This is a genomic window from Arthrobacter sp. DualSoilB13 (assembly GCF_055389195.1).
In genome coordinates, this window is record NZ_AP035865.1 from 3,438,259 (window position 1) to 3,453,928 (window position 15,670).

A 15,670-nucleotide genomic window follows, 5' to 3' on the forward strand; every position below is an offset into this window, starting at 1 on the left:
TCTTTCTCTTTCCACCCGCAAAAACCGGCCTGTGCCGGCTCGCACCCTCCCGTCCCGAAAGGACCAACCATGATGAAAAAGAAGGCAGTCGGCGCCGTCGCCGTCGCAGCAGCCGCCGTCCTCGCACTCTCCGCCTGCGCCGGCGGAAGCTCCGGAGGAGACGCCGCCAAGGGCGAGATCAGTTATTGGCTCTGGGACGCCAACCAGCTCCCTGCCTACCAGCAGTGCGCCACGGACTTCACCAAGGCCAATCCGGACATCACCGTCAAAATCACCCAAACCGGTTGGGATGACTACTGGTCCAAGATCACCAACGGCATGGCCTCCGGCACTGCACCTGACGTCTTCACGGACCACCTCTCCAAGTACCCGGAGTTCCTCAAGACCAAGCAACTGGTGGCCCTTGACGACAGCATCGCCCAGGACAAGATAGACCTTTCCCAGTACAACGAAGGCCTCGCAGACCTCTGGGTTGGCGAAGATGGCAAGCGCTACGGCCTGCCCAAAGACTGGGACACCGTGGCTTTGTTCTTCAACCAGAAGATGGCCACCGACGCCGGCATCACCCCTGAAGAGATGGGCTCCCTGACCTGGAACCCGAAGGACGGCGGAACGTACGAGAAAGCAATCGCCCGACTCACTGTGGACAAGAACGGCAAACGCGGCGACGAGGCAGGCTTCGACAAGAACAATGTTGCCGTTTACGGCTTAGGGCTGCCCGGCTCCGATGCCGAGAACGCCGGCCAGACGCAGTGGAGCTACCTCTCCGCTACCACTGGCTGGACCACCACTGACAAGAACCCGTGGGGCACCCATTTCAACTACGACGACAAGAGGCTCCAGGACACCATCGACTGGTGGGCCTCACTCGCCGAAAAGGGCTACATGCCCAAACTTGAAACCACCGTTGGCGCCAACGCCGCCGACAGCTTCGGAGCAGGCAAAGCAGCCATCAACAGCAACGGTTCGTGGATGATCGGCCAGTACACCGGCTACAAGGGAATCGACCTCGGCATCGCCCCCACACCGCAGGGCCCCGAAGGCAAGCGTGCCTCCATGTTCAACGGCCTGGCCGATTCCGTGTGGGCTGGTACTAAGAAGAAGGACGCCGCCATCAAGTGGGTGGAATACCTCGGCTCCACCGCCTGCCAGGACGTTGTGGCCTCCAAGGCCGTGGTCTTCCCGGCCATCAGCACCTCCTCCGAGAAGGCTGCAGAGGCCTTCAAGGCCAAGAACGTGGATGTCAGCGCCTTCACCCAGCATGTGGCGGACAAGACCACCTTCATGCTTCCCATCACGGACAATGCCTCCAAGGTTGCGGGAATCATGAAGCCTGCTGTGGACGCGGTAATCGCCGGCAAGGCCCCGGCGAGTTCGCTGACAGCCGCGAACGAACAGGTCAACGCGCTCTTCAAGTAGAACGCCTCTCATCACTCATAGACTCAACTCGAGTAGATCCCGTTGCGAGGCCCGCTCTGCGGGTTATAAACCACCCGAATCCCGCGGAGCGGGCCTCGCAACACACGTACCTGCCCCGCCTCGGGGCGCATCGACATGAAAGCGACCCACCCTTATGCAACCGCTCCACCTCCGTTCCGCAGGTACCAGCTTGGTCATCAGCACCCATCGCGGGGAGGCTGAGATCATCCACTGGGGAGCCGATCTGGGCGACACACTGCCTGACCTTGCCATCCTCAACGAGCCCATTCCGCCGTCGTCCATCGACGCTAACGTCCCGGCGGGGCTCCTCCCCCAGGCGTCGTCATCGTGGCAGGGCAGGCCAGGACTTCGCGGGCACCGCTTCACAGACGGCGTGCCGGGCTTTGATTTCTCAGTACGCCTGCGGGTTGTGAGTGCGACGGTGAATGGCGGCACAGCGGTGATTGTCCAAGCGGACCCCGACGCCGGCATCTCCGTCACGTCCACCCTCACCTTGCACCCGGGCGGGCTTCTCGAACTGAAGCACACGGTCAGCAACCACGGCACGTCGCCTTTCCAAGTAGACGAGCTGGCGACGATGCTCCCGGTGGCGCCAGACGCCGTCGAACTTCTGGACCTGACCGGCCGCTGGTGCCGCGAGCGGCATCCGCAGCGTAGGACCATTCAGCAGGGGACCTGGGTCCGCACGGGCCGTCACGGCCGCACCGGTCATGACTCGTCGCTGCTGCTCGCCGCTGGAACTGCCGGTTTTGGGAACAGGCACGGCAAGGTGTGGGCGACACATCTGGCCTGGAGCGGGAACCACGAGCAGTTTGCGGACAGCATTGCCGATGGCCGCACCATGGTGGGCGGCTCCGAGCTGTTGGGACCTGCCGAAGTGGTGCTGCAATCCGGGGAAAGCTACACCACGCCGGCACTGTTTGCCGCATACTCTGACCGCGGTTTGGACGGGATTTCGGAGGCCTTCTACGCCTGGTTCCGTTCGCGGCCACACCATGTGGGGGCAGTTTCCGGTAAGGCCCGCCCAGTAGTCCTCAACACCTGGGAAGCGGTGTACTTCGACCACAACCTGGACACCCTGATCGAGCTGGCTGAGTCGGCCGCCGACCTTGGGGTTGAGCGCTTCGTGCTCGACGACGGCTGGTTCCGCGGGCGCCGTGACGACCACGCCGGGTTGGGCGACTGGTACGTGGACGAAACCGTATGGCCTGGCGGTCTGACGCCTTTGATTGATGCCGTGACCAGCCGGGGCATGGAGTTCGGGCTCTGGGTGGAGCCGGAGATGGTGAACCTGGACTCCGACATCGCCCGGGCACATCCGGAGTGGATCGTGGGGCCCTCAGCCACGTCCTACAAGGACGGTGGCAGGCTGCCTCTTGAGTGGCGGCAGCAGCACGTGATCGACCTCGTGAATCCGGACGCGTGGCAATACATCTACGAGCGCATGGACACTCTTCTGCGCGAGAATAACATCAGCTACCTCAAGTGGGACCAAAACCGGGACCTCCTGGAACATGGCCACGCGGGCCGGGCTTCGGTACACGAACAGACCTTGGCGGCGTACCGGCTGTTCGATGCGCTCCGAGCGGCACACCCCGGAGTAGAGATCGAAAGCTGCTCCTCCGGCGGCGCCCGCGTGGATCTTGGAATCCTGGAGCGGACCGACCGCATCTGGGCCTCGGACTGCAACGACGCCTTGGAACGGCAAACCATCCAACGCTGGACCGGCATGGTGGTTCCGCCGGAGCTGGTGGGCGGGCACATTGGGCCCACAACATCGCACACTACCGGGCGGACGCACGACCTCTCCTTCAGGGCCATCACCGCCCTGTTCGGTCACTTCGGCATGGAGTGGGATGTCCGCTCCGTCACCGGGGCGGAGCGCCAGGAACTCAAGCGCTTCATCGGCCTCTACAAGGAACACCGCGGACTCATCCACAGTGGACGGATGGTGCGCGCCGATGTGCCGGACGAGTCGCTGATGGTGCACGGCGTGGTCGCTAACGAGTCCGACGGCGGCACCCCGGTGGGTGCCACGGCGGCGCTCTTCGCTGTGGTGAAGACGCGGACGGGCTTTACGGAAAAGCCCGGTCGTGTGGCTATTCCGGGGTTGGATCCTTCGCGTGCATACCGTGTGGAAGCCATCTTCCCCTCCCCGGGTGACGCCGACCACGGGCACACGTTCATTGAGGCCAAGCCGGCACCCTGGCTGGCGTCCGGGGCCGAAGCAACGGGTCGGTTCCTGGCCGAGGTAGGCCTTCCGACGCCCGTCCTGAACCCGGAGCACGCCATCCTGCTGCGGTTCACGGCCCTCTGACCCTCTCTCACATCCCTCGGGCTAAAACCGAACCCTCTCTCACATCCACAGACAAAAAAGCCGCCCCGGCGAAACCGGGGCGGCTTTTTTTCCTAGCTGTTTAGCGTGAGCGCTGGCGGAGGCGCTGCATGTCCAGGATCACCACGGCGCGGGCTTCCAGGCGGAGCCATCCGCGCTGGACGAACTCGGCCAGTGCCTTGTTCACGGTTTCGCGGGAAGCGCCCACCAGTTGGGCCAGTTCTTCCTGGGTCAGCTCGTGGGCAACCAGAACGCCGTCGGTGGCAGGACGCCCGAAGCGGTCCGCCAGGTCCAGGAGGGCCTTGGCAACACGGCCCGGGACGTCAGAGAAGACGAGGTCGGACAGCGAGTCGTTGGTACGGCGAAGGCGGCGGGCCAGAGCCTGCAGCAGCTGCGCGGAAACCTCGGGACGCGTGCGGAGCAGAGCGTTGAGGCTCTCGTTCTTGAGGCCGGCCAGACGGGTTTCCGAAACGGCGGTGGCCGTGGCGGTACGCGGGCTGGGGTCGAACAACGCCATTTCGCCGAAGAGCTCACCCGGGCCGAGGATGGCCAGAAGCGACTCGCGGCCGTCGGGGGACGTGCGGCCGAGCTTTACCTTGCCGGAAACGATGAAGTAGAGCTGGTCACCCTGATCACCTTCGCGGAACACCGACGCTCCACGTGAAAGGTCCACCTCGGTGAGTTCGTCCGTCAGCAAGCGGAATGCGTCGTCGTCAAGGGTGGCGAAGAGGGGTGCGCGGCGCAATACCTCGATGTCCATGAAATCTCCTGAATATAAGTTTCGGTCGTGGCGCTCAGGCCATTGTTTCAGAATTTTTAAGCTTCTGTGACGTACTTGGCACGTGAAACGCTGAAATGGCGCGGATTTCGGGGCATTCGACCCACTCTGAAGCCTCTCACATCGGACTAAACGGCCCATATCGTGATCGGACTAACGGTTGGTTGTCAGGGTGGACACCTAGAATTGGCGCTACCCGGCTATGAGGAGCATTGGTGTTTGGCTTGACGATATTGGATTTGGCATTGATTCTGATGCTGCTGTCCTACCTGATCTATGGCCTGCGTAACGGCTTTATGGTCACGCTGGGTGGAATCGCGGGATTCATCGTCGGCGCTATTGCTGCCTTCATGGCCGTGCCCCTCGTCAGCGGCTGGGTGACCGACAGCGGTTGGAGGCTGACCGCCACGGTGGGTGCCGCCGTCGTGCTTATTGCTTTGGGGCATGGCTTGGGCACCATGATCGGGCGTAAAGTCCGCCACGCCGTGCGGATCAAGCCGCTGCATGCGGTGGACCGGTTGATCGGCGGCGTGGTGAGTGTGGTGGTGGCGGCGCTGGTGATGTCCATGCTGGCCTTCAGCATCAGCTCTCTGGGTGTGCCGTTCGTTTCGCAGCAGTTGGCCGAGTCCCGCGTCATTCGCTACATCGACAACCTGACGCCCACGCCCGTCAAGAGCACCATGGCTCAGCTGCGGTCCACGGTGATCGGTGACGGAATACCTAAGCTCATCGAGGGCATCGGGCCTGTCACACCGGTGCCCGTTCCCAACGAGTCAACCGACACACCTGCCCTGAACCAGGCTGCGGATTCCGTCCTCAAGATCGCCGGCACCGCATTCGAGTGCGGGCAGAACCAGACCGGATCCGGATTTGTTGTCTCGCCCGGGCGCGTCGTCACCAACGCGCACGTTGTGGCGGGCGTGTCGCAGCCTGTTGTGGAAGTCCCCGACGGCGGCGCGTTGCCGGGTCGGGTGGTTTACTTCGACTCCCAGCGGGACATCGCAGTGCTGGCCGTGGACGGACTGCAGTCCAGCCCGCTGACCTTGAGTGCCGACCTGCCCGCAGGCAGCTCTGCCGCTTTCGCGGGATACCCGCACGGCGGTCCCTTCCAATCCAAGCCCGCCACTGTCCAAGGCATTTCAACCATTCTGGTTCCGGACATTTATGGCAACAATCCTTCGCCTGAGCTGGTCTACAGGCTGGCAGGCGACGTTCAGCCGGGTAACTCGGGCGGTCCGCTGCTGACCACGCAGGGACAGGTGGCCGGCCTGATCTTCGCCAAGACCACCACCGACGCCGCTCTCGGCTTCGCGCTCACCATGGCGGACCTGGAACCCGTGGCTGCGCAGGCTCCCGGTCTGAGCAGTCCCGTATCGGCTGGCCAGTGCACCCGCAAGTAGCCAACGATCTCTCACATCACGCGGCTGTTTGGACGTCGCTCTCTCACATGGTGACTGTTTTCAGGGCACCCTCGCTCACCCTGTGGGCACAATTCCCGCGCACTCCCGCACCGCTATAGATTGGGAGTCATGACTGAAGCCTCTCCTGCCACCGAAACCGGTCGCGGCACCATCCTTGTGATCAACGGCCCCAACCTGAACCTTCTGGGCACCCGCGAACCGGAGAAGTACGGAACGTCCACCTTGGCTGACGTGGAGCAATTGGCCATGAAAGCTGCGGCCGCCCATGGATTCACTGTTGACTGCGTTCAGTCCAACCACGAGGGCGACCTCCTGGACGCCATCCACGCAGCGCGAGGCACCGCCGTCGGAATTGTGATCAACGCCGGCGCCTACACGCATACTTCCGTGGCCCTTCGCGACGCCTTGGCGGCTGTGCAGCTGCCCGCCGTCGAGGTGCACATCACCAACGTGCACCAGCGTGAAGAGTTCCGCCACCATTCGTACCTGTCCGGCGTGTGCAACGCGATCATCGTGGGTGCGGGGGTTCTGGGCTACAAACTGGCCATCGATTACTTGGCTGACTCGATATAACGACTTTGCCGGTGAGAGAGCGTCCGGCTCAAACCCGAGGGACGTGAGAGAGCGACCGGCTCAAACCCGAGGGATGTGAGAGAGCGACCGGCTCAAACCCGAGGGATGTGAGAGAGCGTCGGAAGGCCTAGCGTTCGCGCTGGGGCTCCCCTGCCACGGTGCGGGCTGCTTCGACCTCGAGCATGAGGATGCCACCCTCATCCACCAGTTTCGCCTGGTACACGTGCGCTTTGCGCTTGTAGCTCAGGTAGGCGATACAGCCGTTGGCGTTGGCCATTTTTTCGAGCATGATTTCCGAGCCCGGCACCAGGAGCTGGCCGAGCTTGAGGCCCACAGTATTCTCCTGGCCTATCTCATCACCAAGTGCTGAGGTGTCCCGCAGTGCAATGGCTTGGGAGGCACACACCCAGCGGCCCCACACACCCTTGCTGCCCAGGATGCTGGGCTGCTGGTTCACCGGGACAGTGGCGGCAAAGTACCGGGTGTTGAAACGCGCGTGCGCAAAGTCCGGGCTGAGCCAGTTCACCAACGGTTTCAGGAGGTCGGTGCGGAGGGACAACCCGCGCTTGGTAAGCATCTCCGTGAAGGACTTCTCCTGAGCGGCCACGGCTTCGCGGGCGCGCATCCAGTCAATGGTGGAGTTCGATTCGACCGTGGAAGAAGCGTCAGGGCCTGCGAGCAGGACACCCGTTTCTTCGAAGAGTTCGCGGATGGCGCCCACCACGTGACGGCGGGCGAGTCCGACGTCGTCCGTTCCCATCTGCTCAGCCCACTGCTGGGGTGACGGGCCCAACCAACCGACGGGGTCGTCGTCGGACGGGTCCAAAGAACCGCCCGGGAACGCGACAACGCCCAACGGCGAGGAACCCGGCCTGTATCCAAGCCAGGTTTCCAAGCCGGTGGGCGAATCGCGCAACAGCACAACGGAGGAGGCGTAGCGGGCGGCCCTGGGGGTCCGTTCGCCAAGCTCAAGCCAGTTTTGTGCTGCCCCTTCGAGTTCCGGGGGCAGTACAAACAGACGGCGGGCAAGCTGTGGCACGTGGGTGAACCGGTTCCTTAGCTGAATTCAGCGATGAGCTCGACTTCAACGGGAGAGTCGAGCGGCAGGACAGAAACGCCGACGGCGGAGCGTGCGTGCTTGCCGGCGTCGCCAAATACCTGGCCGAGGAGTTCGGACGCACCGTTGATCACGCCGGGCTGTCCGGTGAAGGTGGACTCGGAGGCTACGAAGCCCACAACTTTGACGATGCGGGTGACGCGGTCCAGATCGCCGATAACGCTCTTGACTGCGGCGAGGGCGTTAATGGCACAGAGAGCGGCGTAACGTTTGGCGTCTTCCGGGTCAACAGTGGGTTCGTCGGACGTGCCCAACTCGCCGAGGGAGACCTTGCCCGTAGCTTCGAGTTTGCCGTTAATAAAGGGCAGCTGGCCGGACGTGTAAACGTAGTTGCCGGAAACGATTGCGGGGACGTAATCAGCCACCGGCGCGGCTACCTCAGGCAGGGTCAACCCGAGCTCAGCCAGACGCTGCTCAACAGCAGACGTGGGGGCGCCGGATTCCGCGGCAGACGTGGTTTCTGCGGGGGTTGTCATGATTACTGCTTCTCCCTCTTCAGGTATGCTACGAGGCCTTTGCCATCGGGTCCACCGACGACCTGGACGAGCTCCCAGCCGTCCTCGCCCCACTGGTCCAGGATCTGCTTTGTAGCGTGAATAATGAGCGGAATCGTGGCGTACTCCCATTTGGTCATGACAGAAAGCCTAGCCCTTGCCGGTAAAGTGGAAAACATGGTGACTCGCAAGAACCCACTATTCGACACTGCCACCACCCTCGGAAAGATTCTAGGCTTCCTTGGTGTGAGCGCGATTTGTGGCGTCCTGGTCGCGGGCCTTTTGGTCCCCGCCGCCGCCGTTTCGGGCAGTGCCGCAAGTGGTTCAATTCAGTTCTTTGACACTCTGCCGGCGGAACTTCAGGTGGATCCGCCCAGCCAGAACACCACCATCCTGGCGAAGGACGGTACGCCGATCGCCTCGATCTACGCGGAGAACCGGACCAAGGTTCCCTTGGATTCGATGAGCCCGTTCATTAAGGACGCTGTCATCGCGATCGAGGACAGCCGTTTCTATGAGCACGGCGGCATCGACACCACCGGCATCATGCGAGCCATCGTCAGCACCGCCCGTGGCAACAAGCAGGGCGCGTCCACCATCACGCAGCAATACGTGAACAACGTCATCAACGAGTCCCTGGTGGCGTCCGACCGCGAAGAAGACGTCAAACTCAACGGTGGCGGCAAGGGCGTGGGCGACAAGCTCCGCGAAATGAAGCTCGCCATCGCCCTGGAGAAGAAGTTCTCCAAAGAGCAGATCCTCGAGGGCTACCTCAACATCGTCTTCTTCAACCGTGACGCTTACGGAATTGAAGCTGCCTCAAAGTTCTTCTTCAGCACCACTGCCAAGGACCTCACTCTTCCGCAGGCGGCCCTCCTGGCCGGCCTTGTGAACAGCCCCTCTGCGTTCGATCCGATTGCCAACCCGGACAACGCCAAGGTGCGCCGTGATCTTGTGCTGGCAGCCATGGTCAATCAGGGCAAGATCACCCAGGCACAGTACGACGAAGCTGTTGCCACCCCGGTCACCACGCAGGTCACCCCGGCGCGCCAAGGCTGCGCCTACGCCACCATGGCGCCGTACTTCTGTGACTACGTGCTGCACCTGCTGTTCAACAATCCTGCCTACGGCGATACCCAGGAAGAACGCATCAAGCGTGTCCAGCGTGGCGGCCTCACCATCCAGACCACCCTCGACCCGACAGCACAGAACGTAGCTCAGCAGCAGGTTGACGCGACGGCGGGCGCAAACCCGGACAAGTGGGGCGCCTCGATCGTCTCCGTCCAGCCCGGCACCGGCCAGATCGTCAGCATGGCGCAAAACACTGTGTGGCTGCCTCAAGAGGGCAAGTTCGATCAGACGCAGAACTTCAACGTGGACGTCCTCGACGCCGACGGAAATGACCTCAATGGCATTGGCGGGTTTCAGCCCGGTTCAACCATGAAGCCCTTCACGTTTGCCCAGTGGCTGAACGAGGGCAAGTCGATGAACCAGAACGTCAACGCGGCCCAACGTAAATACGGCGTCAACTTCCCTTGGAAGAACACCTGTCCTACACCGACGGACGGCTTCTATGACGCCAACGTGCCGGGAAGCTTTGACCTGCAAAACTCGGACTTGGGCTACTACCGGAACATGACTGTCCTCTATGGCCTCATGAACTCCATCAACACCGCGACTTTTGCTTCAGCTGCTCAGGTTGACCTCTGTGGCATTCAGGGAATTGTGGACGCCACCGGCATCCACGGCGGTCTTCCCACGCGTGACAATACGGGCAAGGTCACGGATCCCAACCCCCAGGTTCCCATGACACGGTTGTCAAACCTCATTGGCGCAACGCAAACGGCTCCGCTCACCATGGCTGCAGCCTTTGCAACATTCGCAGCCGACGGCAAGTACTGCGAGCCGATTGCCATCACCTCGGTGAAGGACCAGTCCGGAGCTCAGCTTCCTGCCCAGTCTTCCAGCTGTAAAGATGCCGTAAAGCCTGAAGTGGCCCGCGGCGTTGCTTACGCCATGGGCAAGGTGCTGGATGAAGGTTCCGGCTCTTTGATCCGTCCGGCGCTGAACTCCAAGAACTTCCCGGTGGCTGCAAAGACGGGTACCAACGACACCAACGGCTCCACCTGGGTAGTGGGCTACACCTCAGGTTTGGCAACGGCCTCCTGGTTCGGCGATCCTTTGGCTGATCAGTCGCGCTACGGACGCAACCTGACCATCAACGGCAAGTTTTACCCCTCAATCGACGGTTACATGATCGCCGGTCCGCAGTTCACCAACTACATGTTGGCTGTGGCACCTGCGTACGGAACCAACCCGTTCCAGCAGCCGCCATCGAACCTGCTCGGTACGGCTCCCGCGCCGCAGCGGAACAACTCCCCGTCCAACACGCCGTCAACAGCGCCCAACCCCGCCCCGCCCTCCGGTAACGGCAACAACGGGAACGGTAACAACGGCAACGGCAACGGCAACAAGAACTGATCATGACCTTCAGTGATTCATTGGCAAACCGCGTCCGCACCGTCGGGCGCGGTTTCGCCGTCACTGCTGCCGTCGGCGCAGCAGCAGGTGCAGCGGCCGCCGCTTACGGCTGGTGGGAGAAGGACCAGTTCGAGGTCCGCCACGAAACCCTGCCCATTCTTCCGGAGGGATCCGGGCCGCTCCGGGTCCTGCACCTGAGCGATATTCACTTCGTCCCAGGCCAGGACAAGAAGACGCAGTGGCTGCAATCGCTGGCAGACCTCAAGCCTGACCTTGTGGTCAACACGGGTGACAACCTTAGCCACGCCAAAGCCATCGACCCCCTGATCCAGGCACTTCGACCACTGCTGGAGTTCCCCGGCGTATTCGTACCGGGCTCCAACGACTACTACGGCCCGCGAATCAAGAACCCGGCGGGTTACTTCCGCGGTCCTTCGCGGATGCGAACCGACCCCATCGCCCTTGACTGGCCCAAGCTCCGCTCGGCGTTCGGAATGGGCGGCTGGATCGACCTCACCAACCGCGCCCAGTCAGTGGTGCTGAACGGTTTGCGATTCGATTTCTCGGGAGTTGATGATCCGCACCTTGGCCGTGAACGTTATGCCGGCTGGCCCCGCGGAACAGTCAACCAAGACGCCCGCCCCCACCTGAAGGTGGCCGTCATTCACGCTCCGTACCAGCGCGTGCTGGATCACTTCACCGAGGCCGGAGCAGACCTGATCCTCGCCGGCCACACACACGGCGGCCAGATCTGCATCCCCGGCTACGGGGCGCTGGTGGCCAACTGCGACCTTCCTACGTGGCGCGCCAAAGGCCTCCACGATTGGGAAAGCGATAGCTTCACGACGCCGGTAAACGTCTCCGGCGGTATCGGCACGTCTCGCTTCGCACCGGTCCGCATCGCCTGCCGCCCGGAAGCCGTGCTGCTGACGCTCACGCCGCGCAATTAGGTACCCCGCAGCCAAGCCAGGGGATCATTACGATCCTCAATAACTGGGTCAAACATTTCACCAACGTTGCGTTGTCCTGTGAAACGAATCACGCCATGACATAGGGTAGTTGCTACGGGAAACTACCTCCGCACCATCTGAAGATCCAGCTGTTGAGAAGCGGGCATGTCCAAGCAAACGTCATTTTTCACCTCCGTCGGCCGCCTGTACCCTCCTGTGCGGCCTATCCTCCCCCGACTATTCATGGGGCTCATCTGCGCCCTACTGGCGAGCATCGTCGCGCTGACCATCCCGCAAGTGCTGCGGGTCCTGGTCAACAACTCCCTGCAGCCCGGCGGTTCCACGGACGCCGTCTGGATCGCCGCCGTCGTGATTCTTGCCTTGGGCATTGCTGAAGCCGGGCTGGTGGCCTTGCGCCGGCAGTTCGTCATCAACCCCGCCACCACGGTGGAAACCCGGATGCGCGTGACCCTTTACGGCCACCTGCAACAGCTCACCGTGGCGTTCCACGACCGCTGGGGTTCCGGTCAGTTGCTCTCGCGCGCCATGACGGACCTGAGCTTCCTGCGCCGCTGGATGGCGTTCGGCGCCATCATGTTGGTAGTCACCACGCTGACGGTGATCATCGGCGTGGGTGTGATGTTCTCCATGAGCTGGCAGCTGGCGCTGATCTTCCTTGCAGCGGCCGTGCCGATCATGATCAACTCGTTCCGCTTCCGCCGCCGCTTCAGTTTGGTCACCCGCCTCAGCCAGGACCAGGCCGGCGACCTCGCCACCACCGTGGAGGAATCCGTCCACGGCATCCGCGTCCTGAAAGCTTTTGGGCGGAGCCGTGAAGCCCTGGAGAACTTCAACGGCCAGGCTGAGGAACTTCGTCAGACCGAGATCGCCAAGGCCAAGCAGCAAGCCGGGTTCACGCTGGTGGTCACCTTGCTGCCGGAGTTGGCGCTGGGCGTCGGTCTGGTGGTGGGCATCATGCTTGTGGCTAACGGACAACTGAGCATCGGCGCGCTGGTGGCGTTCTTTGCCACAGCCGCGGTGGTGGCCACTCCCGTCGAGTTCTCGGGCATGCTGCTGGCCATGGCGCTGACCGCCAAGACCGCGTTGGACCGCCACTTCGAGGTGATGGACACGGAAAACACCATCACCTCCCCGGACCAGCCCAAGGTTCCGGTAAGCGTGAAGGGCGCCTTGCGCTTTGAGCACGCCGGTTTCGGGTTCGACGACGGCGGTACCCTCCTGCACGACGTCACCCTGGACATCCGCCCCGGCGAGACCATGGCCCTGGTGGGCATTACGGGTAGCGGCAAGAGCGCCCTGCTCCAGCTGGTCCCCCGGCTGTATGACGTGACCTCGGGTGCGGTGACGATCGACGGCGTGGATGTCCGCGACTACGACATCGACGAACTGCGAAAGATCGTTGCCGTGGCGTTCGAAGACACCACACTGTTCTCCAGTTCGGTGCGGGACAACGTCCTCCTGGGCGCCCCGAATCCCAGCGACGCTGCCCTGGACGAAGCCTTGGACGTGGCACAGGCGCAGTTCGCGTACTCGTTGCCGGACGGCGTGGACACCTTGATCGGCGAGGAAGGTTTGAGCCTGTCCGGCGGCCAGAGGCAGCGGATTGCCCTAGCCCGAGCCATCGCCGCCAAGCCCAAGGTGTTGGTCCTTGACGATCCTTTGTCCGCCCTCGACGTGAACACGGAAGAACGCGTGGAAGCCCGTTTGCGCGAGGTCCTCCGCGAGACAACCACACTGATCGTTGCGCACCGACCTTCCACGGTGGCCTTGGCGGACCGGGTGGCCTTGCTCGAAGGCGGAACCATTACCGCCGTCGGAACCCATACGGAACTGTTGGCCGAGAACGATCACTACCGCTATGTCATCGCCAGCCTGGACGCCGGCCCGAAGGACCTGGACACCGAACTGGACGAGCTCGAAGAAGCCGAGGAGGCCCGCCGATGAGCGCCGCAACTTTTGGCACGGCCAACGAGGACAACACACACCTCACCAAAGCGGACAGCAAAGCCGTACGACGCCGGTCGCTCACCTTGCTTGCCTCACTCATCCGTCCCGTGCGGCTGCGTTTCTGGCTAACGATTGCGATGGTGGTGGTCTCGCAGCTCACCCGGGTTGCCGGGCCTGCGCTGATCGCCTTTGGCATCGACAACGCCCTGCCTGCGCTGCAGGCTGGCGACAACGGACCCCTGGTGCTTGCTGGTTCGTTGTACCTGGCGGCCGCGATCGCCACTGCTGGGATGACTGCGCTGTATGTGACCTCCACTGCCCGGCTCAGCCAGGCAATGCTTCTGGATTTGCGCCTGCGGGTCTTCCGGCACACCCAACGGTTGAGCCTCGAGTTCCACGAGAAGTACACCTCGGGCCGCATCATCGCCCGGCAAACCTCGGACCTTGAGGCGTTGCGTGAACTCTTGGATTCCGGGGTCAGCTCCTTGGCCTCCGGCATGCTGTTCATGGTGTTCACCGCTGTGACTGTTTTTGCCCTGGATTGGCGCAGCGGATTGATTGTCCTGGCAGCCGGCGTGCCCATGTTCTTCCTTGCCCGCTGGTACCAGAAGCATTCGCAGATCGCGTTCCGTGAATCCCGCGTGGTGTCCGCGCGCCTGATCGTGCACTTTGTGGAGACCATGACCGGTATCCGTGCGGTGAAGGCGTTCCGCAAAGAGCGCGAGAATGCATCCCGTTACGGCGAGTTGGCTGAGGACTACCGCAAGAACACCGTCCGCTCCATCAACCTGAACGGCATTTTCCAGCCGGGCTTGGTGCTGATCGGCAATGTTTGTGTGGCCGTGGTCCTGCTGTTTGGCGGCTTCCGCGTGCTGAGTGGGGACTTGGCTGTCGGCGTCCTGCTGGCACTGATCCTCTCCACTAAACGTTTCTTCCAGCCGGTGGACCAGATGGCCATGTTCTACAACTCGTTCCAGAGCGCCCAGGCAGCGCTGGAAAAGGTGTCCGGACTTCTTGAGGAAATACCTACCGTCCGCCCGCCGAAGAACCCTGTGCCGTTGAAGAGCTCACTCGGCGAAATCGACTTCAAGGGCGTGGAGTTCGGCTACAGCGACGGCAAGGTGGTGGTTCCCAAGCTGGACCTGCACATCCCTGCCGGGCAGACTGTTGCGCTGGTTGGCCAGACGGGAGCGGGCAAGTCCACGCTGGCCAAGCTCGTGGCACGCTTCTACGATGTCACCTCCGGTGCGATCACCCTTGACGGTGTTGATCTCAGGGACCTTTCCACCACGGATCTCCGCCGTGCAGTGGTGATGGTGACGCAGGAAGCTTTCCTCTTCAGCGGCTCCGTGGCGGACAACATCGCCTTGGGCAGGCCCGAGGCGTCGCGGTCCGAAATCGAGGCCGCCGCTGCAGCAGTGGGAGCCCACGAGTTCATCATGAGCCTCCCCGAAGGCTACGACACAGACGTCAACAAGCGCGGTGGCCGGGTTTCTTCGGGTCAACGACAGCTCATCGGCTTCGCCCGCGCCTTCCTGGCCGCACCGGCTGTGCTGATCCTGGACGAGGCAACGTCATCCCTGGACATCCCTTCTGAGCGCATGGTCCAGCAGGGATTGTCCAAACTGTTGGAGGGAGTGGCCGGCGGAAGGGGAGCTCGGACGGCGATCATCATTGCCCACCGCCTTTCCACAGTGGAGACGGCGGACAGGGTCTTGGTGGTCCACGACGGACGCATTGTGGAGGATGGAACCCCTGCTGAACTGATTAGCGGTGGCGGACGGTTTGCCCAGTTGCATGGGGCGTGGCGGGACTCGCTGGTGTAGCTTTCGCAGCGTCGCAGCTGTGACGACGCACACCGGCTCCTCGATTTCGCATCACGGGACGTTTCGGCTATTCTTGAACAGTTGCTTTCGCAGCGGATCGGGATGTAGCGCAGCTTGGTAGCGCGCTTCGTTCGGGACGAAGAGGTCGCAGGTTCAAATCCTGTCATCCCGACCAAACACGAAAATGGCGTCGAGAAATCGGCGCCATTTTTGTTTTAAGTCTGTCAACGCACCGCACCTATCCATATGTACTATCGTGCCGATTGGCGTCCCCGCCGCGCCTCACT

12 protein-coding genes and 1 tRNA gene are annotated in these 15,670 nt (G+C 62.5%); 9 read left to right on the forward strand and 4 right to left on the reverse strand.

Annotation, left to right across the window (positions count from 1 at the left end; genetic code table 11):
* The first annotated feature begins 69 nt into the window (after window positions 1-69).
* Both ACZ5J0_RS15810 and ACZ5J0_RS15815 read left to right on the forward strand, forming a co-directional pair.
* Window positions 70-1,419 (forward strand): ABC transporter substrate-binding protein, encoded by a 1,350-nt coding sequence (locus ACZ5J0_RS15810; RefSeq protein ID WP_464097202.1) that lies wholly within the window; start codon window positions 70-72, stop codon window positions 1,417-1,419.
* A 154-nt stretch (window positions 1,420-1,573) separates the two neighbouring features.
* Window positions 1,574-3,757: an alpha-galactosidase gene (locus ACZ5J0_RS15815; protein ID WP_464093495.1), complete on the forward strand. Its 2,184-nt coding sequence runs from the start codon at window positions 1,574-1,576 to the stop codon at window positions 3,755-3,757.
* A 100-nt stretch (window positions 3,758-3,857) separates the two neighbouring features.
* Here ACZ5J0_RS15815 and ACZ5J0_RS15820 read toward each other — a convergent pair whose 3' ends face one another.
* Window positions 3,858-4,535 (reverse strand): Crp/Fnr family transcriptional regulator, encoded by a 678-nt coding sequence (locus ACZ5J0_RS15820; RefSeq protein WP_011775987.1) that lies wholly within the window; start codon window positions 4,533-4,535, stop codon window positions 3,858-3,860.
* Window positions 4,536-4,768: 233 nt separating this feature from the next.
* Between ACZ5J0_RS15820 and ACZ5J0_RS15825 the strand changes: the two genes are divergently transcribed.
* Window positions 4,769-5,953 (forward strand): MarP family serine protease, encoded by a 1,185-nt coding sequence (locus tag ACZ5J0_RS15825; protein WP_464093496.1) that lies wholly within the window; start codon window positions 4,769-4,771, stop codon window positions 5,951-5,953.
* Between the two features lie 129 nt (window positions 5,954-6,082).
* Window positions 6,083-6,547 (forward strand): type II 3-dehydroquinate dehydratase, encoded by a 465-nt coding sequence (gene aroQ, locus ACZ5J0_RS15830; protein WP_166841849.1) that lies wholly within the window; start codon window positions 6,083-6,085, stop codon window positions 6,545-6,547.
* Window positions 6,548-6,674: 127 nt separating this feature from the next.
* Here the strand turns inward: aroQ and ACZ5J0_RS15835 are convergent, their stop codons facing one another.
* From ACZ5J0_RS15835 to ACZ5J0_RS15845, 3 genes are read right to left on the reverse strand one after another with little or no spacing between them, the layout of a single operon-like run.
* Window positions 6,675-7,586 (reverse strand): NUDIX hydrolase, encoded by a 912-nt coding sequence (locus ACZ5J0_RS15835; RefSeq protein ID WP_464093497.1) that lies wholly within the window; start codon window positions 7,584-7,586, stop codon window positions 6,675-6,677.
* A 17-nt stretch (window positions 7,587-7,603) separates the two neighbouring features.
* Window positions 7,604-8,140: a RidA family protein gene (locus tag ACZ5J0_RS15840; RefSeq protein WP_142938025.1), complete on the reverse strand. Its 537-nt coding sequence runs from the start codon at window positions 8,138-8,140 to the stop codon at window positions 7,604-7,606.
* Window positions 8,141-8,142: 2 nt separating this feature from the next.
* Window positions 8,143-8,298: a DUF4177 domain-containing protein gene (locus ACZ5J0_RS15845; RefSeq protein ID WP_011775990.1), complete on the reverse strand. Its 156-nt coding sequence runs from the start codon at window positions 8,296-8,298 to the stop codon at window positions 8,143-8,145.
* Here ACZ5J0_RS15845 and ACZ5J0_RS15850 point away from each other — a divergent pair.
* The 5 genes from ACZ5J0_RS15850 to ACZ5J0_RS15870 all read left to right on the forward strand — a co-directional run bounded on the left by ACZ5J0_RS15850 (window position 8,297) and on the right by ACZ5J0_RS15870 (window position 15,558).
* Window positions 8,297-10,639: a transglycosylase domain-containing protein gene (locus ACZ5J0_RS15850; protein ID WP_166842422.1), complete on the forward strand. Its 2,343-nt coding sequence runs from the start codon at window positions 8,297-8,299 to the stop codon at window positions 10,637-10,639. The two genes, ACZ5J0_RS15845 and ACZ5J0_RS15850, sit on opposite strands and share 2 nt — an antisense overlap.
* A gap of 2 nt (window positions 10,640-10,641) precedes the next feature.
* Window positions 10,642-11,589, forward strand: a complete 948-nt coding sequence (locus tag ACZ5J0_RS15855) for a metallophosphoesterase (RefSeq protein ID WP_464093498.1) — start codon at window positions 10,642-10,644, stop codon at window positions 11,587-11,589.
* A 165-nt stretch (window positions 11,590-11,754) separates the two neighbouring features.
* Window positions 11,755-13,554, forward strand: coding sequence for an ABC transporter ATP-binding protein (locus tag ACZ5J0_RS15860; RefSeq protein WP_464093499.1), 1,800 nt, complete (start codon window positions 11,755-11,757; stop codon window positions 13,552-13,554).
* Entirely contained in the window at window positions 13,551-15,383 is a 1,833-nt protein-coding gene (locus ACZ5J0_RS15865) for an ABC transporter ATP-binding protein (RefSeq protein WP_464093500.1), read from the forward strand. Before ACZ5J0_RS15860 ends, ACZ5J0_RS15865 begins: the two co-directional genes overlap by 4 nt.
* 98 nt (window positions 15,384-15,481) lie before the next feature.
* Window positions 15,482-15,558, forward strand: a tRNA-Pro gene (locus tag ACZ5J0_RS15870).
* Window positions 15,559-15,670 lie beyond the last annotated feature (112 nt).